Here is a 22,365-nt window from a genome sequence, read left to right as displayed (position 1 = left end):
GAGGCTCAGAGCCAATTGCTGCACGACCTGCCATAGCGGCAAGTTGCGAAAGAGGGCCAAGCCAATGACCAACCAGACGGCATGCTCAGCAGGAAGTTTGCGGCGCCGAATGGAGGCTTTGCCGGTAACGGCGAGTGCTTGCTCGATCCAGGCAGGGTCAATCAATGCGGCCAATGTCTCTAGCCGAGAAGGGGCGTGTGGCAGCGTGTCATGTAAGGCGCGTTGTAGTAGGCTCATGCAGCGAAAAAGGGAACATGATGAACATGTCCCCTTTTTACTGGATTTACATCCGCAAGTCTTAACTGACTGGCATTAGCCTGGCGGCCGGGTTTCGCGTTGCGGACAAACAGCGTCAAAGCTTGATCAGGGCCAAGCGCTTAGGCCAATAACGCTCCAGCAAGGCAAACAGGATGGCCGCGGTTTCCACGTCCATCACCCCGCGGTAATCGCCGGCGCGGAAATGCATCTGGAAGGCGCGCACCAGGGTGGCGAAACCGGCGTCGTCGCCCGCCGCCGCCACCTCGTAGCCGTAATGCTTGAACGCCTCCAGCATCTTCCCCCGGCTGGGCAAACCCTGCTGCTGGAACTGCCGCGCGTACTTGCGCTGCGTCTCCGCCTCCGGCCACGCGCCCACCCCGGCCTGATGCAGCTCCAGCCACGGGAACATCGGCCCCGGATCGCTCTTGCGGCCCACGGCGATGTCGGAATGGCCCAGCACGTTCACCGGGCTGATGTCCGGATACCGCGCCAGAATGTTTCGCGCCAATTCCGTCACCGCCTCCACCTGCTGCGGGTGAAAAGGCGGAAACACCATGCCGCCCTTCTCCTCCCGCGCCAGATTGACGATTTCCACGCCGATGGATGAATCGTTCAGATTGCTGCGGCCATCCCAGGCACTGGCGCCGGCATGCCAGGCGCGGTCGTTCTCGTCCACCAGATTGAACAGATTCATCTGCTTGAAGCCGGCCTGCTGATAGCTGGGGTCGCAAGGGTCCGGCGCCAGATAATGCGCGCTCACCTGGCCGGAACCGGTCAGCGCCTTGATGGAGCCGGCGAAGTCCAGCGCGGTGTAATGCAGGATCAGGAAACGGACGCGTTTGTTGAAGCCTTGGACCGAGCGATAGGTATTGAACAGGATGGGCGTCATGAAGAATCTCCAGGAGGGGAATGGGAAGGGATGCGGCCGGCCAGACAGCCGGCACATAGAGTCTGAGTCCTCCCAGCCGCAGGGGTTCGGCGGGGGTGACGGGCGTCACCACCGGCCGCCGCGGCTACAAACCGCGCCAATACAGGGAATGAGCCTGATATTTCCAGATGCGATTGCTTTCCGCCTCATAGAACCAGGCAAACGCGGAACCGTCATTGGTTTCGCTCCATTTGCGGCCGCCATCGGTGCTGGTCAAAGTGATCGAATCCCGCATCGCCTGGCCCGGCTGCTGGCTGTCTCCCGCCAGCACCAACTGATCCTGCTTGCCGACAAACAAGGCACCGGGAATCACATGCGGCTCGAAACCATGGCGCAGCGCCTCCTCGCCCTGTTTCCACAACACATAGGCCGCCGGCCGCAATTGTTCCTCCGCCACCTTCTCCGGCTGCAACTGACCTTGCAAGGCAATCAAATGCAGGCCTCCGCCCAAAGCCGGCTTGATGTCGACGATGGACTGCTGCTTGAACACCGCCTCCGGGCGCATCCATTTCAACGGCAGATCCTCCGCCTTGACATCCCAAGGCAGGCTATACAACAAGGCGCTTTCCTCCACCGTGCCGAAACTGCCTCCCAAGCGCGCCTGCCGCACATAGAACGACAGGCGCAAAGTGCCGTCCTCCGCCAGATCGAAAGCATCAAAACGAGCGCGGGTGTCCGGCACCATGGGCGACAAGCCATTGCCGTCCGGATTGGCCATCAGCCGCTGATTGGCCCAGGAGGGCATCGGCAAGGCCTCCCAATGCTCGCCGCCGTCGCGGGTGCGCCAGATACGCATGCCTTCCGCCACCAGATAACCACGTTTGCCGTCGTTCAAGAACAGCGGCTGGCCAGGCTGGATGCGTTCCGGCCATGGCAGTTGTCGCCAGTTGGCGCCTCCATCCTCGGACTTCCACAAAGCGTGCCAGCCTTGACCATAACCGTCCGGCCCCGCCGGCAGCTTGAAATTCATCCAGTCCGTGGAGACATAGATGGTTTTCCAATCGGCGGACAGCCACCAGGCCCCATTCTGCCCGCGCTGCTCGAAAATGCGCTTGACCCCGTGTTCCATATCGCCGCGCAGCAGCCTGACCGTGGAGCGGTTGCTAACCTCCTTGACGTCGTTCATCCAGGGCTCCTGCACCTCCGGCACCCCGGGCCGGCTACGCTCGGCCACCGGCTTGAACTTGATCTCGGGGCCAATCGGCTTGAAGATGAAGAGCTGCCGGCCATGGACACGCAGATCGCCGCCGCCATAAGGCTTGTCTTGTTCCATCAGGTCGGTTTCGTAATTCCACATACTAAACGCCTTATAAAGTCCATATGCAGCGGAGCTGAGCGCCAATACCGCCACTATTGCATACACAATCCATTTAACCGCCAAGCGTACCCCACGCCCAGGAAACAGCGGCAAGATAGTCTTGGCCATTTACTTAAATACCGACGTTAAACGCTTAAGAGCTGAGTCCACCATATCTTGACCTGCTTGTTTCCCTTTTTTGATCCAGTCATTGCCAACCTCCATGCCGCTATCTATCGCTTGTCGCCAGGTGTCTTTATCTAGCCATTCCTCAATGTTTGGCTGACCACCTATCATAGCCAAGTCCATTACCGGCAAGTCAGCTAAACCGGCATCCAAGTAAGCCGGCACATGAGTATCGAAAGCGAAGCGTTTGAATTTAGCGTTATCTATCTCGAGTCCCTTCTTAGGGGCTGTCGATGCGACGGAACGATTGGGATAACGCTTACAAGGAATAGAAAGGGTATTGCCCATCATATTATCGCTCAACCCTTTTTCCATATTCTTCTGCAAGAACCAGCGACCATTTTCCAACCACTCCTGGCCAGCAGAACTTAGACGAGGAAAAAGTTTCTTCCCATAGTTTGAACAGTAATAGTATCCATAGCTCACATAGTAGTCGGGCGGTTTATGCCCACATCCAATATGTCTCATCATAAAGCTGGCGTGACGTGACCAATTGTCGTTCGAGCTATTTGCCAATATCAGCTTGTCGCGGTTTCTCAGCAGCTTGGCCGCAACAATCATATCATCCCATGGATTCCATGTACTTGCCCAAGCTGACAGCGCCTTCAATGAAGTAACCCCAGACTTCTTAACATACTCCTCATGCAGAGGGCGGTAGTAAAACTCACAATGCCCAATAATGCTCTCTGCGGCAGGGGGCACGTCTATATCGCAGACCCGGTGTGGGACTTCTGGTCTGTTCTTGTCTGAATCCGTGGTATGAATGCTTTGGGAGCGCGTTAATACTTGATTACCATTATTCATCGCACATCTTTCAGAATTTCAATGAGAATGCCGTCAGGCACTTTACTGGTCGCAAGTCCCGTCTCGCCTAGCTCATTGCTGATGCCCTCCATAATGACTTTGCCATCTGGAGTTTTTAGACGATAGGGTACCTTGCTGGCAGGCAAATCAATTCCATCCCATTTGATCTTGAAAGCCTGGTCAAACTGGCCTTTCATCGCCGGGAAGTCCTGTGCAGCCTGAGTCAGACTTGTTGGCCCGCTCATCTGATGGCTGACGCCCTTCACCGACACCTTGCCGGGGCAATGCAGTTCGATATTGCCGCTGGCGATGCGGATGTAAGCGCCGCCGCTGACGTTGAGCAGGATTTCCTGCTTGGCCGCTACGGTGATTCTTTCCTTGCAGGAAGTCACCGTCACGTCCTTGTCCGCGGTCACCTCAATGCTGTCGCTCTGCGCCTGCATCTGCACCTTACCCTTGGCCGCAATCAGCTTCAGCGCAATCTGATCCTTGACCCCCGCCACGAACAAGCTGATGTGCTGGCCCACATTGTGGAGCCAGCGCCGGCCGCTAGTCTGGTTAGTGTCGCGCTGCGCCACCAGGTCCAGATTGGTCCCCGCCGCCACGGTCTGGCTTTGCTGGCTCAGGCTGGCGATGCCGGCCGGCGCGGACATCACCAGCAAGGGCTGGCGGCCGGTCTGTTCCTTGGCGGTCTTGCCGTCCTTGTCGGTGTTGCTGCCCGCCTCCCAGGCTTTCAAGGCGGCGGCTTGGTGCTGTAGATGCCCCTTATCTCCTTTTCCCGCCTTGCTATTGTCCGGATTGACCTTGTCCGGCCCAGTTTCCATGGTATCCGCTTGCTGGCCGCTGGCGGTGTCCCCCAGACTTTGACTTAGGCTCAAGGCCGCGTCCAGCTGGCTTTGCGCTTGTTCGCGCGCCAGTTGTTTGCCCCCAGCGCCGTTTTGCGCTTCGGTGGACAGCAGCAGGCCGTGGCCGGCGCGGATGGCGCCGTGGTTGTCGGTCCGCAGTTCGAAGCCGTCGCCGCGCGGTTCGGCTTTGCCGTTGCTGCGCGGCTGGGTGAGGAAGCCTTGGTTGAGCTGGGTTTTGCCCGGCTCGGAGCTGAGTTTGGCTCTGACTTCGCCCGACGTGTCGTCGAACAAGAGTTCGTTGTACTGGCCGCCCTGGTGTTCCTTGGATTTGATGCCGGACAGGGTTTTGTTGGCCGGCAAGGCGCCGGCGCCGCTGAAGTCCGGCGGGGGGTGGCTGCCGTTGTAGAGCACGCCGGTGATCACCGGGCGGTCGATGTCGCCTTCGATGAAGTCGACCAGCACTTCCTGGCCGATGCGCGGGATGAATTGGTGGCCCCAGCCGGCGCCGGCGCTGGGCATGACCACGCGCAGCCAGCAGGAGGATTTGTCGTCCAGGTTGGCGCCGATGCTCGGGTGTTCGTCTGGCCGCTGCCAGTGGAATTGCACCTTGATGCGGCCGTGCTGGTCGGTGTGGACTTCCTCTCCTTGCGGTCCCACCACGGTGGCGGTCTGTACGCCGCGGGACTTGGGCTTGGCCAGTTCGGTGTGGGCGTAGGCCGGGGTCAGCGGCACGCCGCGGCGTTGGGCGTCGAAGTCGGCGCGGAAGGGTTGAGCTTCTTTGCCATCCTGGAAGGCTTTGAGGTCCGCCGGCAGGTTGTTGCGCGCGCTTAAGGCTTGGCGGGTGACGACGAATTCGCGTTGTTCGCTGCTGTCGCCGTCGTGGGCCGGGTGGTCGTCCAGGCGGAACCACTGGCCGGCGGCCAGGCCGCGTACCGAGCCACCGCCGCTGAATTGTTTGGCCTTGAGGTCATGCGCTTGTTGGCGCAGTTGGGCGTAGTGGCTGAGCTGGTCGGCGTCGCCGGCGTAGTACAGCGATTGCGGGTCGTAGTCGTGCAAAGAAGACTGCAGCGCCTTGCCGTTCTGGCCCTGGTCGATGCGGCTGTCGTCGCCGCTGTGCTGGGTTTGCACCGGCTGGTAGTCGAAGCTGGCCAAGGCCACCGCGCCGGGGACGATCTGGCGCTGGGCCTTCCACTCGGTCAGGCCGTCTTCGGCCTCGGTGGCGTCGCTGCGGTGGAAACGCACGCGCTCGACGCCGGCCGGCGGCAGGCTGTAGGGGTCGTCGAAGGCGACCAAGCGCACTTGTGGTGTGTCGCCGTCGAGGTGATCGAAACGCCAGGCATAGCCCTCTTCGTGCAGCAGCCGCACGATGAAGTCGTAATCGGATTCGCGGTATTGCAGGCAGTAGCTGCGCGGCGACGCCGGGCCGGTCTTGAAGTCCAAGGTCTGCACCCGGGCGAACACCGGGTTGGCCTGCTGATGCTCGGCCAGGATCTGCGTGACGATGTCCGGCACCGACAGGTCCTGGAACACCCGCGAGCTGACGCGATGACGCAGCAGCGCGAACGGCGGCTCGATGGTGAGCTGATAACGGCTGAAACCGCCGTCCGAGCCCAGGCTCTCTACCTTGGACACCACGCCGCAACGCAAGGACTCCGCGCCGGCGGCGTCGAGGATGCCGATGCGGGCCGGCAGGCCGAGCAGGGTCTTGAGTTCGATGGCCCCGTCCGGGGACAGACAGGTGAGCTGGTAGGCGTAGGGCCGGGACACGCCTTCCTCGCCGGCCAGGCTCAGGGGCAGCAGTTGCTCGGCCGCCACGCTGCCGTCGCCCAGGCTGAGGGTGAGCAGGCGTTGGTCTTGGTTGAAGGCGGAGGCGAAGCTGGCGAGCAGGGTGCTGAGGTCCATGGGGCGGTCCTTCGAACTATCCAAAATCAAAACACCCCCAAACCGGCCTTATGCAAAGCCCCCATGGCGACGGGCTTCGACCTGGTCTGCGGATGGGGGCCGTGAGGCGTAATGAGGGTGGAGATGACAAAATTTGAGCCAAAACATTTTAGATAACCGGCACTTAGCGGGCAATCCAAGAAAATTGCCATTTTCACAAAACTGGCCAAAAGGACAGGTTTAAACTCTTATCAATCAACTAAAGCGGCTTAAACCTTGTTTGCCGGCATTAAAAAGTCAAAACAAGGAAAGTTATGACTTGGTAAGAAAAGGTAAGAGGCGTTCAAAACCACGCTAAAGACCTGAATTGAATGTGTTTTTATCATGCCGTCTCCACTCAAGGCCCAGGCCAAGCACCTGCGCGCCGCAACCATTGGAGACCACAATGAAACAAAAGCACGCCCTCCTCACCCTGGCGGCCGTCTTCGCCGCAGCGCTTCCGCTGGCGTCTCAAGCCGCCGCCGTCACCCGAACCGGCACCATCAAGTTCACTGGCAGAGTCACTGCGCCCAGTTGCTCGGTAAACGGCAGTGCGGCGATGGCGATTCCCGATATCAACGTGACTCTGGACGAGATCTCCATGGACAAGGTGCAAGCCTTGGCGAGCACACCCAGTGCTCCCAAAACGCACTCAATAACCATTACCTGCACGGGCGCTAAAAATTTGACCGTGTCCCTCAAGGCTCTAGACAGCACCAACACGGTCACAGGCCAAAACTTCATTCTGAAGAACACCGCCGGCGGCTCGGCGGCGGCTGGCGTTGGCATCGCACTATATAAACAAGGTACGGGAACAAGCTATAACCTCTTGTCTGAAAAGCTGCTGGACAAATCCTCTCCAAAAGCAAGCGAAACCATAACGTTTGATGCCGCTTACGTTAAGGACTCGACAGCTACCCCGATGTCCGCCGGCCCCGTACAAGCCGACCTCCCCTTCGAACTGAGCTACGACTAAGCCCTCCTCGCTTCCACCCACAGCGGCGGGCTTCCCGCCGTTGTCTATTTTCAGGGCCCCATCATGAAAACCCTGCTGCAAGCCGCCGGCTTGGCGGCCTGGCTCGCCATGTCCCACGCTAACGCCGGCATCAGCCTCAACGGCACACGCGTCATTTTTGACGGTGCGCATCCGGAAGCCTCCGTCACCGTGCGCAACCACGGCGCGGACATCTTGGTGCAATCCTGGCTGGAAGCGCTGGACGGCGACAAGGCCGAACTGCCCTTCGCCATCACTCCGCCGCTAACGCGGCTGCCGGCCGGACAGGAGCAATTGCTGCGCATCCTCTACGCCGGCGCCGGCGCGTCCGATCAACAAGAAACCGCCTTCTGGCTCAATGTGCAGGAAATCCCGCAGGCCGCCGGGAAAGGCAATGTGCTGCAATTGGCGGTGCGCCAGCGCGTCAAGGTGTTCTACCGCCCGCCTGGCCTGGACGGCGATGCGCTGCAAGCGCCGGAGCGCCTGCGTTGGCGGCTGCGGCGCGAGCGCGGCAATAGCTGGCTGCAAGCGGACAACCCCAGCCGCTACCACGTGACCGTGACCGGCCTGACCCTGCTCTCCGGCGGAAAATCCAAGGAAATCAGCCGCGCCCGGATGCTGGCTCCCGACACCGGCGGACAATGGTCGCTGCCCGCCGACACCGCCGACGACGCGCGCTTGCGCTACCAGATCATCAACGATTTTGGCGCCAGCCAGGCTTTTGAAGCCCGGCTGCACGGCTCGGCGTCCGTCCAGCCGCAGCGGCTGGAACCCTGATCCGGCCGCCGGTCCGCAACCCGATGAGAACCCTACCGCTTACGCCCCCTGCCCGCGGCGCGGCACGCCGTCTGGCCTGCGCCTGCTGGCTGATCGCCTGCGCGCAGACGCAAGCGGCGGACGTGCCTGCCTTCAACACCCGCTTTCTGAAACTGGACGGGCAAGCGGCGGATCTCAAAGCGGTGCTGAACGCTGGCAACAACGTCCTGCCCGGCAGCTATCGCGTGGACATCCTGCTCAACCATCAACTGGCGGACCGCCGCGACATCCTGTTCCGCCAGGAGCCGGACGGCAAAGTCCGCCCCTGCCTGGACGCCGCGCTGCTGCGTAAGCTGGCCGTCAAACTGCCAGCGTCCCGTGCCGGCGACGAGGCCTGCGTGGATCTGCCCCGGCGCCTGGAGCACGCGCAAGTCCGCTACGACTCCACCCGGCTGCAACTTGAACTGAGCGTGCCCCAAGCCCATCTGCTGCGCCGCGCGGACGGCTATGTCGACCCGGCGCTGTGGGACGCCGGCGTCAACGCCGCTTACGCCAATTATCAATTGAGTAGCCAATACAGCCGTGGCCAGGACGGCCGCGCCAGCCGCCAGTTTTATCTCGGCCTGCAAAACGGGCTCAATCTGGGCGACTGGCGGCTGCGAAACGACGCCACCCTCAGTTGGAATACGGGCCAAGCCGCAGAGATACGCAGCAACCGCACCCTGCTGCAACGCGACATCACCGCGCTGCGCAGCCAACTGACGCTGGGCGAGCAATACACCGACACCGTCTTGTTCGACAGCGTGCGCATTCGCGGCGCGCAACTGAGCCAGGACAACGCCATGCTGCCGGACAGCGAGCGCGGCTACCGGCCGGTGGTCCGCGGCCAGGCACAGAGCCAGGCCACGGTGGAAGTGCGTCAGAACGGCTATGTGCTGCGCCGCGCCGACGTGCCTCCCGGCCCGTTCGAATTCACCGACATCGCCCCTTCAGGCTCCAACGGCGAACTGGAGATCACAGTGACCGAAGCCGACGGCAGCCGCCGCATCAGCCATCAAAGCTTCTCCAGCCTGCCGCTGATGCAGGCCCGAGGCCGCTGGAAATACCACGCCGCGCTGGGTCAGTACCAAGGCGGCGAAGCGGCCCGCCCCGGGCTGGCCGCCGGCGCGCTGGTTTACGGCCTCAGCGACGACAGCACGGTGGCCGCCGGCTTCCAGCTCTCGCCGCGCTTCCAGGCCGTCAACCTGGGCTTGGGCGCCAACACGCCGCTGGGCGCGCTGTCGCTGGACCTGAGCCAATCCCTCAGCCGCGCCCAAGGCCCGCGCAGCCAGGGACAAAGCCTGCGTCTGCTGTACCACAAGGCCCTGCCCAGCACCCAGACCCAGTTCACCCTGGCGGCTTACCGCTACTCCACCGCCGGCTACCGCAGCTTCAACGACCACGCGGCGGACCTGGCCCAGCGCGCCAACCAACACCGCGCTCGCGCCCGGATAGACCTAAGCGCCCAACAAACCCTGGGCCGGGAGGGCCGCCGCGGCAGCCTTTATCTCAGCCTCGGCCGCCAGAACTATTGGGGCCGGCCCGGCGCCAGCCACAGCTTCAACCTGGCCTACAGCCATCGCTGGAAACAGTTTCACTACCACCTCAGCCTCAGCCGGAGCCGCGACGGCCGCGGCCAAGGCTCCAGCCAGATCATGCTGGGCTTCAGCCTGCCGCTGGACACCGGGAGGCGCGCCCCGCAGCTCAGCGCCCAGCTTGGCCGCAACGCGCTGCACACCAGCCTCAGTGGCCAATTGGGCGAGGCCGACAGCTATACCGTCTCCGTGAGCCGCGACAGCCAGGGCGACGCCAGCCTGAGCGCCAGCGGCGTCCATCAGGGCGATGTCGCGCAGTTGAGCGCCGCTTACAGCACAGCGCGCCACCATCAATCCGCCAGCCTGGGCGCCAGCGGCGCCGTCGTCGTCCACGCCGGCGGCGTCAACCTCAGCCGCGCCGTCGGCGACACCTTCGCCCTGCTGCAAGTGGACGGCGCCGCCGGCTTGAGCGGCAACGGCTACACCGTGCGCGCCGACGCCCAGCCTTACCGCGCCAACAGCCTGAGCCTGGACAGCCGCAAACTGGGCGCGGCGCTGGAACTGGAAGACAGCGTCAAGCAAGTAGTGCCGCGCCGCGGCGCGGTGGTAAAGGCCGTGTTCAAGGCGCGCAGCGGCCGCCGCGTTCAATTCAGTCTGCGTCGCCGCGACGGCGGCGTGGTGCCGTTTGGCGCCAGCGTAGAAAACGTCGCCGGCCAGCCGCTGGGCATCGTGGACCCGCAAGGCCGGACGCTGCTCTTGCTCACACAGCCGCAAGGCCTGCTGGCCGTGAAATGGAGCGACGGCGGCTGCACCGCCCGCTATAAGCTGCCGCCCGCCAAGCCGGGGCGTCATTACCAGCGGCTGGAGCTGCCCTGCCTCTAAGACCCTGTTTACGATCTGCTGCGCGTCGGCGATACGGCGTTGAAAACTGCTTCGAAATGCTCATGTACCACGCGTACATTCCGCTTTCTCAGCGGTTTTCGCCTTGTCTCGCTCTAGCTCGCAAGATCGTAAATAGGTTCTACGCGCCGCGTTTAATCAAAGAAAAGGATACCCAAATGCACACGTCGCCTACCCGCCGCCCGCTGCTGGCCTGCCTCGTCTTGCTATTAACGCTGGGAAGTTGCAGCCGCCCAAGCCATGCCGATTGTGCAGTGATTTCATCAACCATCACTCCAGCGCTTCCCGATCCCTTGGTGATTCCATACATGGCGTCCGACGGACACCTGATCGCCAAACAGGAGCTGAAAACCACGATCAAATGCGACAAAAAAAACGCAGGTCGCCAACTCAGCTGGTACGCCTTTTTGTCCTATGGCAACACCGACAACGGCAGCTCATCGCTTAGCGGCGTCAGAAAAACCCAAACTTCCGGCATCGGCATTCGCTGGATAAACAGCAATACCCACTCCGGAAAATCTCAGACCTTCAGCACCACCAGTCTGAACAATGGCGGCACCAATCTACGCGGCATGCCCTTGAACGATACCGTCACCATTACCGATACTATCGAGCTGGTCACAACAGGCCCGGTGACATCTGGTCGGCTCAATCCGGAAAGCTATACCGTCAACTACAAGAACAAGAAAGGCGGCGATCACGGACAGCCGCTCTACACCTACGCCTTCAATCAGCCCGCCATCAGGGTGATAGGCTGCTCGTTCAAAAATGCCGGCCAAACCATCCCCCTGCCCGACGTCAGCACCAGCGACTTCGTCGGCACCGGCCGCACAGGGGACACCCGCTTCCAGATCGATCTGGACTGCGCGCCCGGCACCAGCATCAACGCCAAGATGAGCGACGCCAACCCGCTCGGGACCACCAGCACGCTGCTGAGCATCGCCGGCGGGCGAAACAACGCCCAAGGCATTGGGCTGGAGCTGCAGCGCCAGGGCGAAACCGGCGCGTATGTACTGGGCACCGAGTTCACCAGCCTGGCGGCCAGGCAACAACACGCGCTGCCCATGGTGGTGCGCTACGCCGTTAACGGCGCCCCCATCCAGCCCGGCGAGGTCAATGCCGCCGCCACGGTGGAGCTGAGCTTTGATTAAGCCTACGACGACGCGACCAGGCCGTGGCATGACGTGAAAACGCCGCGGTCAAAACCGCGGCGTTGAGTGGATGCGATGCCGGCCTTTAAGATCCTATTTACGTTCTTACGTTCTCAGAGCTTGTTCAAAGTCTCGCGAGCAAGGGCGAGACCAGGCGAAAACCACTGAGAAAGCGGAATGTACATACGGTACATGAGCATTTCGAAGTGGTTTTCAACGCCGTATCGCCGAAGCGCAGCAGACTATGAACAGGTTCTCAGAACGACACGGTGCCAGACAGCAGCAAGGTCCGCGGCGCGCCCAGGCCGCCGGACAAGCCGCTGCCGTCGCCGCCGTTCCATGACCCCGTCCAGTAAGCGCGATTGGCGACGTTCTGCACCGTCGCGCGCAGTGTGAGCTCCTTGGCTGCCAGCTTGGTGGTGTAGCGCGCGCCCAGGTCAAACAGGGTGTAGGACGGCAAGGACAGCTGGTTGTTGTCGCGGACAAAGCGCTCGCCCACGTACTGGGCGTTGCCGGTGGCGGTCAGGCCCGGCAAAGCGGCGATATCGTATTCCACGCCCAACTTGGCCATCACCTTGGGCACGCCGGTGGCCTGCTTGCCCAGGTGCGTCGGGTCCAGCGCCTTGGTCAGTTCGGCCTTGGTGTAGGACGCGCCGCCCATCAGGCGCAGGCCGCGGCTGGCCTCGCCCCAGAAGCTCCACTCCAAACCTCGGTTGCGCTGCTCGCCGTACACGCCAAAGACATTGCTGTCCGGGCTGGTGTAAGCGCTGGGCCGGGCGATCTGGAACAGGCTCAGGCTATGGGTAATGCCGCCCCAATCCAGCTTGGCGCCCAGCTCGTACTGCTCGGTCTGATACGGCTGCAGGCTTTCGCCGGCGTTCTTGGCCGCAGTGGGCGCGGTGTCGCCTTTGTTCAGGCCCTGAATGTAGTTGCCGTAAACCGAGAGCTGGTCCGAGAGCTTGACCAGCAAGGCGGTGGCCGGGGACCAGCGGCTTTGGTCATAGTTGGAGGTTTGCGCGCCGGCGGCGTCGTAGTTGCTGCTCTGCACATTCTGACGCCGCGTGCCCACCGTCCACTGCACCTTGCCGTCCATGAAGGAGAGGGTGTCCACCAGGGCGATGCCGTCCAGCTTGTCCTCAACGCTGCTGCCCATATACCGGAACGCCGGCTTGGGTCCGAAGGACGGCGCATAGTAATTGGTGGTGAAGGAGGGCCCTCTGCCATTCTGGTAGTTCCACTGCGAGGTATAGCGCGTGGCCACCAAGGACCATTTATGTTGAATCTTGCCGGTGTCGAAATGACCACGCACACCGGCCTCGCCGGATTTCTGCGTCCCATCGCTGATTAAGCGGAAGGCATTCATGTTGATGTCGCCGGCGTTATTCAGCAATTCATTTCTGGTGATCTGGGCGTCGAAATCCACGTCCCGCTGTCCCCATGCGCCAAACAGGGTGAGCGCATCGCTCAGTTCGTATTCGCCGCGCAGCATGGCCATCTGGGTGTTGTTAATGCTGGCGGCCCAATCCGGCGCCAGCTGATAATCGCCAGTCTTGGGCGTGGGCAGCTGTGTCACTCTTGAGGCGATGGAGGAGATGCCGAAGTAGTTGATACCGTCCAGCCTCTCCCGCTGCTTGTAAAGGTCCAGCGAGACGCGGGCGCGCTCTCCGCGCCAGTCCAGGCCCAGCGAGGCCAGGCCCATGTCCTGCTTCTGCTTGTCCACCGCGGTGTCGCCGTTGCGGTAAACGCCGTTGAAGCGCACGCCCCATTGCTGCTTGTCGCCAAAGCGCCGGCCCACATCCACGTGCATGCCGGGCATATTATCGGATTCATAAGTCGCGGTGATGGAAGTCAGCGGCGTGTTGCCCGCGCGCTTGGGCACGATGTTGACGCTGCCGCCCAGGCTGCCGTCCGGCGGCATGCCGTTGAGCAGGGTGGACGGCCCCTTGAGCACTTCCACCCGCGCCGCCATTTCAGTGGAGCTGCGTTGATTCGGCGCCATGCCGATCAGGCCGTTGAAGGTCATATCGTTGGCGGAGGTGGGGAAGCCGCGGATATTGAATGTTTCTTTGACGGATCGTTTGCTAGCCACATAGACCGAGGCGTCTGCGGCGCCGATCAATGTGCCAATATCCCGCGCTTGCTGGTTTTCGACATAGTCCTCGGTGTAGCTGATGGTGCTGAACGGCGTGTCCATCACGTCCAGATTGCCCAGCACGCCCACCCGGCTATCGGTGGCCAGCTGGCCGCCGGCGTAGACGCGGCGGCCTTGCACCACCACCGGCGCCAGCCGTTCCGGCGCGTTGTTGCCGGCCTGGGCCTTGGCCGGCGCGGCGTCCGTGCCTTGCGCCAGCGCGGTCGGAGCCAAGGCGATGCCGCCAAAGCCCACCAACAGGGCCAGGCGGGTGGCGGAGAGAAGTTTGTTCAGCGGGAAGGCGGATTGCGGCGCGAGTCGGCGTGTAGTTGATATGGGGGAGGCCGACCGTTTCTGACTCAACATCCAGATTCCTTTCTACGTGAGGAGATTGTTTCACTTCACTATGTATTCCGAAGCAAAGTGCGAAACCCTCAAATAGAAATGAAAATCATTTTTGATAGCACACCGTCAAGTCAGGTTGCGCCGCGACAGGTTTAACTACGATAGCCCTTGATCACCTCATCCCCAATCCGGTTCAGGCAACTCAGGCTGGCGGTGCACAGATACCAGGTCTCGGCGTCGGCGAAGATCACCTTGCCATTGCGCCAGGCCTTGGTCTGCCGCAACAGCGGGTTGTCCAGGGTTTTCAGGTTCAGGGCCGGCCGCCGCTCCATCACCGCGGTGCGGTCTATCACGTACAAGATGTCCGGGTCCGCCTGCTGGATGAATTCATTGGAGATGGGCTGGCCGTGCAGGCCGCTGCTGGTCTCATTGCTGGCCGGCTTCACCCCCAGGGTGTCGAAGATGTAACCGTAGCGCGAACGCACGCCGTAGGAGGTGAAAGCGCCGTTGTTGTGCAGCACGATCAAGGCCTTCTCCGGGCGGCCGGCGGTCACCTCGCGCACCTGCTTGATCTTGGCGTCGATCTCGCCGGCTTTCTCGCGCGCCAGCGCCTCCTTGCCCAAAATCCGGCCCAGGGTCAGCAAATGCTCCTTGGCCGTGTCCAGGGTGTGGCCGGGGCGGTTGTTGAGGTCGATGTCGTAATGCAGTGTCGGCGCGATGCGGCTCAGCTCCGGATAGCTTTGCGCCTGCAGCGGGGAGATCAGGATCAGGTCCGGCTTGAGGGCGTGCAACCGCTCCAGATTAGGCTGGATGGTGGTGCCCACGTCCATCACCTTGGGGTCCTGCTCGTACTTCTTCAGGAAGCCGGCCACATAGTCCTTGGAGATGCCCGCCACCGGCGCGCCCAGTTGGTCCAGCGCGTCCAGCTCGCTCATGTCGAAGGCCACCACCCGCTCCGGCCGCTTGTTGATCTGCGTGGTGCCCAGCTCGTGCTTGACGGTGAGCGGGGCGTAGGCGGCCTGGGCCGTCGGCGCGGCGGCGGTTTCGGATTTGGCCTGCCGGGCGTCGCAGCCCAGCAGGCCGCCGGCCACGGCCAGCGCCAGCAGGGCGGCGCGCGCGCGCGGCGTCTTATGAATGCTCATACGGTTTCTCCAGTGGGTGAGGGATTGAAGTAATTGCAGACGAAGCCGCGCTCGCTGGGCAGGATGTCCACGGCCAGGCCGTAGAGATCGCGCAGCCGCGCCTGGGTGACCACCTCGGCCACCGGGCCGCAGCCATGCACCGCGCCCGCCTTCATCGCGACGATGTGGTCCGAGTAATTGGCGGCGAAATTGATGTCGTGCACCACCAGGATCACGGTGCGGCCTTGTTCCTCGCTCAGCCGGCGTATGGCCTGCATGATGTGCACCGCGTGCTTCATGTCCAGGTTGTTGAGCGGCTCGTCCAGCAGCAGGTAGTCGGACTGCTGGGCGATGCTCATCGCCAAAAAAGCCATCTGCCGCTGGCCGCCGCTAAGCTCGTCCAGATAGCGGGCGCGCAGCGGCTCCAACTCCAGGAAGGCCAACGCCTCGTCCACCGCACGGCGGTCGTCCTGGCTCAGCAGGCCCTGGCTGTAGGGAAAGCGGCCAAAGCCCACCAGTTCCTCCACCGTCAGGCGCAGGCCGATATTGGGATGCTGGCGCAAGGTGGCAACGCGCTTGGCGTAGCTGCGCAGCGGGATCCGCTCTATCTCCTCGCCGTCCATCAGGATGCGGCCGGCGCTGGGCTTCAGCAGCCGGGCGATGGACATCAGCAGCGTGCTCTTGCCGGCCCCGTTGGGGCCGATCAGCGAGGTGACTTGCCGGGAGGGAAAACTGAGATTGACGTCGCGCAGCACTTGTTTGTCGCCATAGGCCTTGTAGACGCGCTCAAGCGTGATCATGCATGTCCTCTGCTACGCACCATCAGCGCCAGGAAATAGGCGCCGCACACCAGGTTGACCAGGATGCTGACGGTGGTTTTGTAATTGAACAGCTGCTCCACCAGCAGTTGGGCAGCAATAAAAATGGCGATGGCAATGGCGCAGGCCATGGGCAGCGTGACCCGGTGCCGGAAGGTGCGCGCCAGCGCGTAAGTGATGTTGGCCACGAAAACGCCCATGAAGGCGGTGGGCCCCACCAGGCTGGTGGACACCGCCGCCAGCACCGCGATCAGCGCCAGCTGCATGCGCACATTGCCGGGGTAATCCACGCCCAGGGAGATAGCCTGCTCTCGCCCCAGCAGCAGCACGTCCAGCACCGCCAGCCGCCGGCTCACCAGCCAGGCCGCGGCCGCGGTCAGCAGCGCGGCGAACAGCAGCGCCCCGGGCTGGACCCGGTTGAAGGAGGCGTAGCTGAAGCCCTGCAGGATGGCGAACTCGCCCGGGCTGGTCTTGAGCTGGATGAACTGGGTAAAGGTGCCCAGCACCATGGTCAGCACCAGGCCGCTCAGCAACAGCAGGTAGAGATCGTTGCGCTCCTTGCGGAACAGCGCGCGGTGCAAGGCCCAGGAATAGGCCAGCATCACCGCGATGGACAGCAGCGCGTTGCCGTGGCGGCCCAGCAGCGCCAGGCTTTGCGCGCCCAGCAGCAATACCAGCAGCGCCTGCAGCAATAGGTAGATCGCCTCGTAACCCATGATGGCCGGGGTCAGGATGCGGTTGCCGGTCAGCGTCTGGAAGGTCAGCGCGGACACGGCGATACAGACGCCGGCCACCCCCATCGCCGCCAGGCGGATCAGGCGGTTGGGAATCACGTAATCGAAATCCAGGCCGGAGCCCAGCAGCAGGAACACGAGCGCCAGCGCCGCCGCCAGCGCCCAGACGCCGCGGCGGATCAGGGCGTCCCTCATTTGTGCTTCCATAGAATCATCATCAGGAACAGGACGCCGCCCACGCTGCCCGCGGTCAGGCCGATGGGCACTTCAAACGGGTAGATCAGCAGGCGGCCTATGATGTCGCAGACCAACATCAACAAGGCGCCGCAGGCGGCGACGATGGGCAGCGTGCGCTGCAGGTTCTCGCCCCAGCGCAGCGCCACCAGATTGGGAATGACCAGGCCGACAAAGGGAATGGCGCCCACGGTGATGACGGTGGCGGCCACCGTCACCGCCACCAGCACCAGGCCTAGCGCCGCGGTGGCCGCGTAGCTCAGGCCCAGGCTGGCGGCCATCTCCTCGCCCATGCCCAGCACGGTGAAGCGGTGGGCGTAGCAATAAGCCAGCGCGACGATGGGCAGGATCAGGTAGACGATCTCGTAATTGCCTTCGACGATCTTGGAAAAATCGCCCAGCAGCCAGCCCTGCATGCTTTGCAGGATGTTGTGGCGGTAGGCGTAGAACTCGGCCACGGCGCTGAGCACGCTGCCGTACATCAGCCCTATCACCGGCACCAGCACGGTGTTCTTGAACTGGATGCGGCGGATGATGGCGATGAAGACCAGGCTGGACGCAAAACAGAAAGCCAGCGCAAACAGCATCCGTCCCAGGTTGCCGGCCTCCGGGACCAAACTCAGCCCCACCAGAATGCCCAGCTTGGCCGCGTCCAGCCCGCCGGAAGTGGCCGGCTCCACAAAACGGTTGCGCACGATCTGCTGCAAAATCACCCCGCACACCGACAGCCCCACCCCCACCAGCAGCAGCGCCGCCAAGCGCGGCAACCGGCTGGCGGTGAGGGTCAGCCAACTGTCGTCGGACAGGGCCAGCGGCCCGGTCCAGGCCATCTGCTTGGCCCCCACCATCAAAGACAGGCCGCTGCAAGCCAAGAGCAGCAGCGGCAAGGCAAGTCGTTTCAAGACACGGCCTCTGCGACGGGCGCCGCGGTGATGCGCCAGCCCTTGGCGCTTCTGCGCTGCTCCAGGAAATGAGCGTAGAGGCCGGAGCGCGCGCTCAGCTCGGCATGGCTGCCTTGCTCGCGCACCTTGCCGTCCTCCAACACCACGATCTGGTCCGCCATCTCCACCGTGGACAGCTGGTGGGCGATGACGATCAGGGTGCGTTTGCCGCGCAGCCGCGCCAGCGCCTGGGCGATGGCGGCTTGGTTTTCGGTGTCCAGCGCCGCTGTGGCTTCATCCACCAGCAGGATGGGCGCGTCCTTGATCAGCGCGCGCGCAATGGAAATGCGCTGGCGCTCGCCGCCGGACAAGCGCGCGCCGCCCTCGCCCACCGCGGTGTCCAGGCCCTGCGGCAGCCGCTCGATGATTTCCTCCACGCCGGCCAGCCGGGCCGCCGCCAACACTTCGGCGTCGCTGGCGTCCGGCTTGCCGATGCGGATGTTGTCGCCAATGCTGCCCTGGAACAGATAGGCGTCCTGGAAGATCTGGCTGATCTGGCCGGCCAGCCGTTCGCTGGACAGATCGCGGACATCCACGCCGCCCACTTTCACTTCGCCCTGGTCCACGTCGAAGAAACGGGCGATCAAGCGCAGCAAAGTGGTTTTGCCGGAGCCGGACGCGCCCACCAGCGCGGTCATGCTGCCCGGCGCTATGCGCAGGTTGAGCCCGTTCAGCACCGGCGCCTGCTCCGGCCCGTAGCGGAAGCTCACCCGGTTCAGCTCCACCGAGGCGTCCGCCGGCGCGCCGGAACGGGCCGGTTCCGCCATGGGCGCCACCTCAAACAGCTTGGCCACCGCCTGCAACTGGCCGCGCGCGCCGCGCAATACCTCGCTGTAGCCGGCCACATCCAGCAGCGGGTCGATGAAGCGGCTCATCAGCATCAACGCCACCAGCGCCGGAATCACCGTGGCCGGGGTCAGGCCCAGGCCGGCGTGGTCGCCCAGCCACAAGGCGGCCACCAGCAACAGCGCGGCGAAGCTGGCCTGCACCGCCCACACATTGAGCACCGAGGACAGCGCCGACAACCGGATCAAATGCCGGCCGGATTGCTGCTGCTGGGCGATGGCCTGCTCCAGAAAACGCGTGCCGCCGCTTTCGCCGTTAAAGGCGCGCAGCACCGATTGGGCCTGCGCGAACTCCACCATGCGCTGGCTGCTCTGAGCCGTGCTTTGCTGATAAGCCTGGTCCGCGCGCTGGCTCAGCCGCGCGGTCAGCCCAAACACCAGCAGCAGGCAAGGCAGGCTGGCCAGCCCCACCCAGCCCATCAACGGATTGACGGCGAACAGCGCGCCCAGCACCACCACCGGCGTCACCACGCCGACAAACAGCGGGGTGAATACATGGGCCGGCAGCTGGGCCATTTCCATCATGCCCTGAGTGGCGATGTGGTTGAGCCGGGCGGTGTTGCCCGCGCTAAACCAGCCCACCGGCAGGCTGCCCACATGCTCGGCCAGCCGGTGGCGCCCGCCTTGCAGCACGGCGATGCCAACGGCGATGCCGGCTTTTTCCACCTTGCGCCGCAGGCCCCAGCACAGCGCCACGCCCAGCGCCTGCGCCGCCAGCCACATGCCGGCCGCGCGCGCCTCGCCGGCCAGCAAATGGCTAAGCACCGGCGCCAGCAGCACAATGGTCACGCCGCACAGCAGGCTGTAAATCAAGGTCAGCCACGCGTAGCGGCGCAATTTGGCCGCATCGTCCCCCAGCAGCCGAATAAAAGTTTTCAACATTGCGGCACCCATCCTTCCTGTTCTACTTCCCCGGTCTTGCCGTAATGGCCCTGCGCCCACAACCGCGCATAGCAGCCGCCCTGCGCCAGCAGCTCTTGATGGCGGCCGCGCTCAATCAGCCGGCCCTTGTCCACCACCAGGATCTGGTCCGCCTGCATCACCGTATCCAGCCGGTGGGCGATCACCACCAGGGTGCGGCCGCGGGCGAAGGCGGACAGCGCCTGCTGCAGCTTCACCTCGTTTTCCGCGTCGGCCGCCGCCGTCGCCTCGTCCAGCACCAGCACCGGCGGGTCCAGCAACACCGCGCGGGCAATGCTCAGCCGCTGGGCCTCGCCGCCGGAGAACTGCACGTCCTCGCCAATCACCGAGTCATAGCCGCGCGGCAGGCTGAGAATGCGTTCGTGGATATTGGCGGTGCGCGCGGCCTCTTCGATCTCCGCCTGGCTGGCCGAGGGCCGGCCCAGCGCGATGTTGTCGCGCACGCTGGCGTGGATCAGGCGCACGTCCTGCAGGACGAAGCCGATGCGCCGGTACAGCTCCGCGCTGTCCAACTGCCGCAAATCCACGCCGCCCAGGGTGATGCGCCCGGCGCTGGGGTCGAAGAAGCGCAACAGCAGCCGCGCCAGCGTGGACTTGCCGGCGCCGGAGGGGCCGACGATGGCCGTCACCGTGCCGGGAGCCAGCGTGAAATCGATGCCGGACAACACCGGCTCTTGCTCGGAATAACCGTAACTCAGCCCTTCCACGCGGATTTCGGCGTCGGCCGGCCGCGCCGCGCCGGCGGCGGTTTCCAGCACCGGGGTCTGCAGCAGCGCGTGCACGCGCTGGGCCGCGCCGGTGGCGTGGTTAAGGTCATGGGTGATGTAGCTCAGCATCAAGAGCGGCGAGCTCAGCCCCGGCGCCACCAGGGCGAAGGGCAAGACGTCCACCGGGGCGATCCAGCCCAGGCCCACCATCAGCGCGCCAAAAGCCAGCACCACGCCCAGCACCGACACCGGCGCGATGATGGCGTTGGCGTTGGCCATTGCGCTGACCAGCGGCCGGGTGAAATCCGTGAAAGCGCTGGCGAAAGCGTCTATCGCCGCGCGGTAGCTGCCGTGCGCCTTGTGCTGCGCGCCAAAGGCCTTCACCACCGGAATGCCGTTGACGAACTCCACCACCGCGTTGTTGATGCGCGCCATGCCCGCGCCAAAGCTCTCCATATTGGCCGCGCTGGCCTTGTGCGCCCGCGCGAAAAACAGGAAGAACAGCGGGAAGGGCAGCAGCGAGGCGATGGCCATGCGCCAATCCATCGCAAACATGTAGACGATGGACGCCAGCACCGCGCCCACGCTGCGCCCCAGCGTAGTGTAGAAATGGGCGGTCAGGCTGTGCAGGATGCCGATATCGTCGTGCATCGCCTGCTTGACCTCGCCCGAGGCGCGGCTGGTGAACCAGCCCAGCGGCACCTTGGCCAGCCGGCGGGTAATGGCCAGCCGCAGCAGGCCGGTGATGCGGTTGTCCGCCAGGTGGGCCACCACATCGCCGGCCAGGATCAGCGTCATGCCGGCAAACAGGCAGAGCAGGCTCAGGCCCACCACCCGCCACAAGTCATCGCCGCCCAGCGCGGCCGCGCCCTGGCCCAGCGCCAGCTGCGCGATATGGGCGACGCCGGCCAGCGGCGCCAGGCTCAGCATGGCGCCCAGCCCCGCCAGCAGGCCGGCGGCGATCAGCCGGCCGCGTATCGGCGCCAACACACGGGCGATAGGCCCGGCGGCGGCGGCCTCTCCCAAAACCTCTTCCTCAACACTCATGACAACTCCTCTACAACACGGATTAATGGTTGTTGCTTGCACGCGCCCGGCTCCATGCCGGCCTCCACGCTGCGCCGGCAGGCTTGCAGGCCCAGCGCAACGTACTTCTCCACCGAAGACACCGACACCTGAAGCTCCGCGGCGATATCGCCGTAGCTCATGCCGTTGAGCCGGGACAGCAGCAGCGCCTGGCGCACCTTGAACGACTTGCCCATCAGCGCCAGGTCCACCCCCTTGATCTCCTCCTTCACCAGCGCGCGCGCCTCTTCCGACTGCGCGCGCGGCTCCGGCTGCTGGGCCTGGCTTTCCAGATAGCTGGCCTCCAAGCGGCGGCGGCGCAGCAAATCAATCACCTTGCCTTTGGCGATCTGCGCCAAGTGGCAACGGGATTCATCCGCCGGCGGAATCCGCCCTTTCTGAATGAGGTGCAGGTAAATGTCGTGAGCCAGATCCGTCGCATCGTTTGGATTGCCCAACTTGCGCTGCAGCAAACCGCACAGCCAGCCGTGGTGATCCAGGTACAAGCTCTGCAATTGCGACTGAAAAGTGATCGGGCCATTGTCCACGCCCCTCTCCTTTTCACTTGAATTTGCAAATGATAATCATTTTTATTATTATCATCGACATTGTCAATACGTCATACTCAACGCAAACACACAATGTCTTTTGCATTAATTATGCCGAAAAGCCAGTTTACGGCCGCAGGGCATGACGTATAAGCGCCCCCTCAGCCCGATGGGGCCATGACTGAAACGGCCGGAATCCCGTCGCCGTCCATGCCGTAAACATCTCATCGCAAGAACCAGCCGCACCCATTCCCAGGGCCGTCATCTCCCGACGACGCCCTAGAGAACAGGCGACCACCAAGCAACTCCAGTCGCCGCCCGCAACGATTATTGGCCGTTGAA

17 protein-coding genes are annotated in these 22,365 nt (G+C 63.4%); 4 read left to right on the top strand and 13 right to left on the bottom strand.

Features of this window, described 5'->3' with window-relative positions; all coding sequences use genetic code 11:
• The 5 genes from B0T39_RS17470 to B0T39_RS17450 form a co-directional block, all read right to left on the bottom strand.
• On the bottom strand, positions 1 to 237 hold a 237-nt coding region (locus B0T39_RS17470; protein WP_176219463.1), incomplete at its 3' end, for a transposase domain-containing protein.
• A 115-nt stretch (positions 238 to 352) separates the two neighbouring features.
• Positions 353 to 1,147: an N-acetylmuramoyl-L-alanine amidase gene (locus B0T39_RS17465; protein WP_081548809.1), complete on the bottom strand. Its 795-nt coding sequence runs from the start codon at positions 1,145 to 1,147 to the stop codon at positions 353 to 355.
• Positions 1,148 to 1,271: 124 nt separating this feature from the next.
• Positions 1,272 to 2,483, bottom strand: coding sequence for a WD40/YVTN/BNR-like repeat-containing protein (locus tag B0T39_RS17460; RefSeq protein ID WP_081548807.1), 1,212 nt, complete (start codon positions 2,481 to 2,483; stop codon positions 1,272 to 1,274).
• 129 nt (positions 2,484 to 2,612) lie between these two features.
• Complete coding sequence (locus tag B0T39_RS17455; protein WP_081548805.1) at positions 2,613 to 3,473, bottom strand: hypothetical protein; 861 nt, start codon at positions 3,471 to 3,473, stop codon at positions 2,613 to 2,615.
• On the bottom strand, positions 3,470 to 6,220 hold the full coding sequence (locus B0T39_RS17450; protein ID WP_081548803.1) for a type VI secretion system Vgr family protein: 2,751 nt from the start codon (positions 6,218 to 6,220) through the stop codon (positions 3,470 to 3,472). The genes B0T39_RS17455 and B0T39_RS17450 overlap by 4 nt, the downstream gene beginning before the upstream one ends.
• 424 nt (positions 6,221 to 6,644) lie before the next feature.
• Between B0T39_RS17450 and B0T39_RS17445 the strand changes: the two genes are divergently transcribed.
• The 4 genes from B0T39_RS17445 to B0T39_RS17430 all read left to right on the top strand — a co-directional run bounded on the left by B0T39_RS17445 (position 6,645) and on the right by B0T39_RS17430 (position 11,613).
• Positions 6,645 to 7,214 (top strand): fimbrial protein, encoded by a 570-nt coding sequence (locus B0T39_RS17445; RefSeq protein WP_081548801.1) that lies wholly within the window; start codon positions 6,645 to 6,647, stop codon positions 7,212 to 7,214.
• Between the two features lie 63 nt (positions 7,215 to 7,277).
• Complete coding sequence (locus tag B0T39_RS17440) at positions 7,278 to 8,009, top strand: fimbrial biogenesis chaperone (RefSeq protein WP_081548799.1); 732 nt, start codon at positions 7,278 to 7,280, stop codon at positions 8,007 to 8,009.
• A 23-nt stretch (positions 8,010 to 8,032) separates the two neighbouring features.
• A complete protein-coding gene (locus B0T39_RS17435) occupies positions 8,033 to 10,444 on the top strand; it encodes a fimbria/pilus outer membrane usher protein (protein ID WP_081548797.1) in 2,412 nt (803 codons plus the stop codon).
• Between the two features lie 326 nt (positions 10,445 to 10,770).
• Positions 10,771 to 11,613, top strand: a complete 843-nt coding sequence (locus B0T39_RS17430; protein ID WP_176219592.1) for a fimbrial protein — start codon at positions 10,771 to 10,773, stop codon at positions 11,611 to 11,613.
• 256 nt (positions 11,614 to 11,869) lie between these two features.
• Here the strand turns inward: B0T39_RS17430 and B0T39_RS17425 are convergent, their stop codons facing one another.
• From B0T39_RS17425 to B0T39_RS17390, 8 genes are all read right to left on the bottom strand, one after another.
• The gene (locus tag B0T39_RS17425) at positions 11,870 to 14,110 is read right to left on the bottom strand and encodes a TonB-dependent receptor (RefSeq protein WP_081548793.1); all 2,241 of its coding nucleotides are present in this window, start codon (positions 14,108 to 14,110) and stop codon (positions 11,870 to 11,872) included.
• A 131-nt stretch (positions 14,111 to 14,241) separates the two neighbouring features.
• Complete coding sequence (locus B0T39_RS17420; RefSeq protein ID WP_081548792.1) at positions 14,242 to 15,231, bottom strand: siderophore ABC transporter substrate-binding protein; 990 nt, start codon at positions 15,229 to 15,231, stop codon at positions 14,242 to 14,244.
• Positions 15,228 to 16,010, bottom strand: a complete 783-nt coding sequence (locus tag B0T39_RS17415) for an iron ABC transporter ATP-binding protein (RefSeq protein WP_081548791.1) — start codon at positions 16,008 to 16,010, stop codon at positions 15,228 to 15,230. Before B0T39_RS17415 ends, B0T39_RS17420 begins: the two co-directional genes overlap by 4 nt.
• Entirely contained in the window at positions 16,007 to 16,957 is a 951-nt protein-coding gene (locus B0T39_RS17410) for an iron chelate uptake ABC transporter family permease subunit (protein ID WP_081548790.1), read from the bottom strand. Before B0T39_RS17410 ends, B0T39_RS17415 begins: the two co-directional genes overlap by 4 nt.
• A complete protein-coding gene (locus tag B0T39_RS17405) occupies positions 16,954 to 17,898 on the bottom strand; it encodes an ABC transporter permease (protein WP_043592528.1) in 945 nt (314 codons plus the stop codon). Before B0T39_RS17405 ends, B0T39_RS17410 begins: the two co-directional genes overlap by 4 nt.
• Positions 17,895 to 19,664 carry an ABC transporter ATP-binding protein gene (locus B0T39_RS17400; RefSeq protein ID WP_081548789.1) on the bottom strand — a complete coding sequence of 590 codons (1,770 nt, stop codon included), beginning with the start codon at positions 19,662 to 19,664 and terminating at the stop codon, positions 17,895 to 17,897. Before B0T39_RS17400 ends, B0T39_RS17405 begins: the two co-directional genes overlap by 4 nt.
• On the bottom strand, positions 19,658 to 21,457 hold the full coding sequence (locus B0T39_RS17395; RefSeq protein ID WP_081548788.1) for an ABC transporter ATP-binding protein: 1,800 nt from the start codon (positions 21,455 to 21,457) through the stop codon (positions 19,658 to 19,660). The genes B0T39_RS17400 and B0T39_RS17395 overlap by 7 nt, the downstream gene beginning before the upstream one ends.
• Positions 21,454 to 22,023 carry a sigma-70 family RNA polymerase sigma factor gene (locus B0T39_RS17390; RefSeq protein WP_081548787.1) on the bottom strand — a complete coding sequence of 190 codons (570 nt, stop codon included), beginning with the start codon at positions 22,021 to 22,023 and terminating at the stop codon, positions 21,454 to 21,456. The genes B0T39_RS17395 and B0T39_RS17390 overlap by 4 nt, the downstream gene beginning before the upstream one ends.
• Positions 22,024 to 22,365: the final 342 nt, after the last annotated feature.

The sequence above is a fragment of the Chromobacterium haemolyticum genome (assembly GCF_002081825.1).
GTDB lineage: Bacteria > Pseudomonadota > Gammaproteobacteria > Burkholderiales > Chromobacteriaceae > Chromobacterium > Chromobacterium fluminis.
This window is presented reverse-complemented; position numbering and strand designations above follow the sequence as displayed.

What these genes read in the sequence shown, in the direction of transcription:
- B0T39_RS17450 (WP_081548803.1), bottom strand. Translation starts at nt 6,220, where the DNA reads ATGGACCTCAGCACCCTGCTCGCCAGCTTCGCCTCCGCCTTCAACCAA.
- B0T39_RS17430 (WP_176219592.1), top strand. Translation starts at nt 10,771, where the DNA reads ATGGCGTCCGACGGACACCTGATCGCCAAACAGGAGCTGAAAACCACG.
- B0T39_RS17445 (WP_081548801.1), top strand. Translation starts at nt 6,645, where the DNA reads ATGAAACAAAAGCACGCCCTCCTCACCCTGGCGGCCGTCTTCGCCGCA.
- B0T39_RS17395 (WP_081548788.1), bottom strand. Translation starts at nt 21,457, where the DNA reads ATGAGTGTTGAGGAAGAGGTTTTGGGAGAGGCCGCCGCCGCCGGGCCT.
- B0T39_RS17440 (WP_081548799.1), top strand. Translation starts at nt 7,278, where the DNA reads ATGAAAACCCTGCTGCAAGCCGCCGGCTTGGCGGCCTGGCTCGCCATG.
- B0T39_RS17425 (WP_081548793.1), bottom strand. Translation starts at nt 14,110, where the DNA reads ATGTTGAGTCAGAAACGGTCGGCCTCCCCCATATCAACTACACGCCGA.
- B0T39_RS17460 (WP_081548807.1), bottom strand. Translation starts at nt 2,483, where the DNA reads ATGTGGAATTACGAAACCGACCTGATGGAACAAGACAAGCCTTATGGC.
- B0T39_RS17415 (WP_081548791.1), bottom strand. Translation starts at nt 16,010, where the DNA reads ATGATCACGCTTGAGCGCGTCTACAAGGCCTATGGCGACAAACAAGTG.
- B0T39_RS17420 (WP_081548792.1), bottom strand. Translation starts at nt 15,231, where the DNA reads ATGAGCATTCATAAGACGCCGCGCGCGCGCGCCGCCCTGCTGGCGCTG.
- B0T39_RS17465 (WP_081548809.1), bottom strand. Translation starts at nt 1,147, where the DNA reads ATGACGCCCATCCTGTTCAATACCTATCGCTCGGTCCAAGGCTTCAAC.
- B0T39_RS17400 (WP_081548789.1), bottom strand. Translation starts at nt 19,664, where the DNA reads ATGTTGAAAACTTTTATTCGGCTGCTGGGGGACGATGCGGCCAAATTG.
- B0T39_RS17455 (WP_081548805.1), bottom strand. Translation starts at nt 3,473, where the DNA reads ATGAATAATGGTAATCAAGTATTAACGCGCTCCCAAAGCATTCATACC.
- B0T39_RS17410 (WP_081548790.1), bottom strand. Translation starts at nt 16,957, where the DNA reads ATGAGGGACGCCCTGATCCGCCGCGGCGTCTGGGCGCTGGCGGCGGCG.
- B0T39_RS17435 (WP_081548797.1), top strand. Translation starts at nt 8,033, where the DNA reads ATGAGAACCCTACCGCTTACGCCCCCTGCCCGCGGCGCGGCACGCCGT.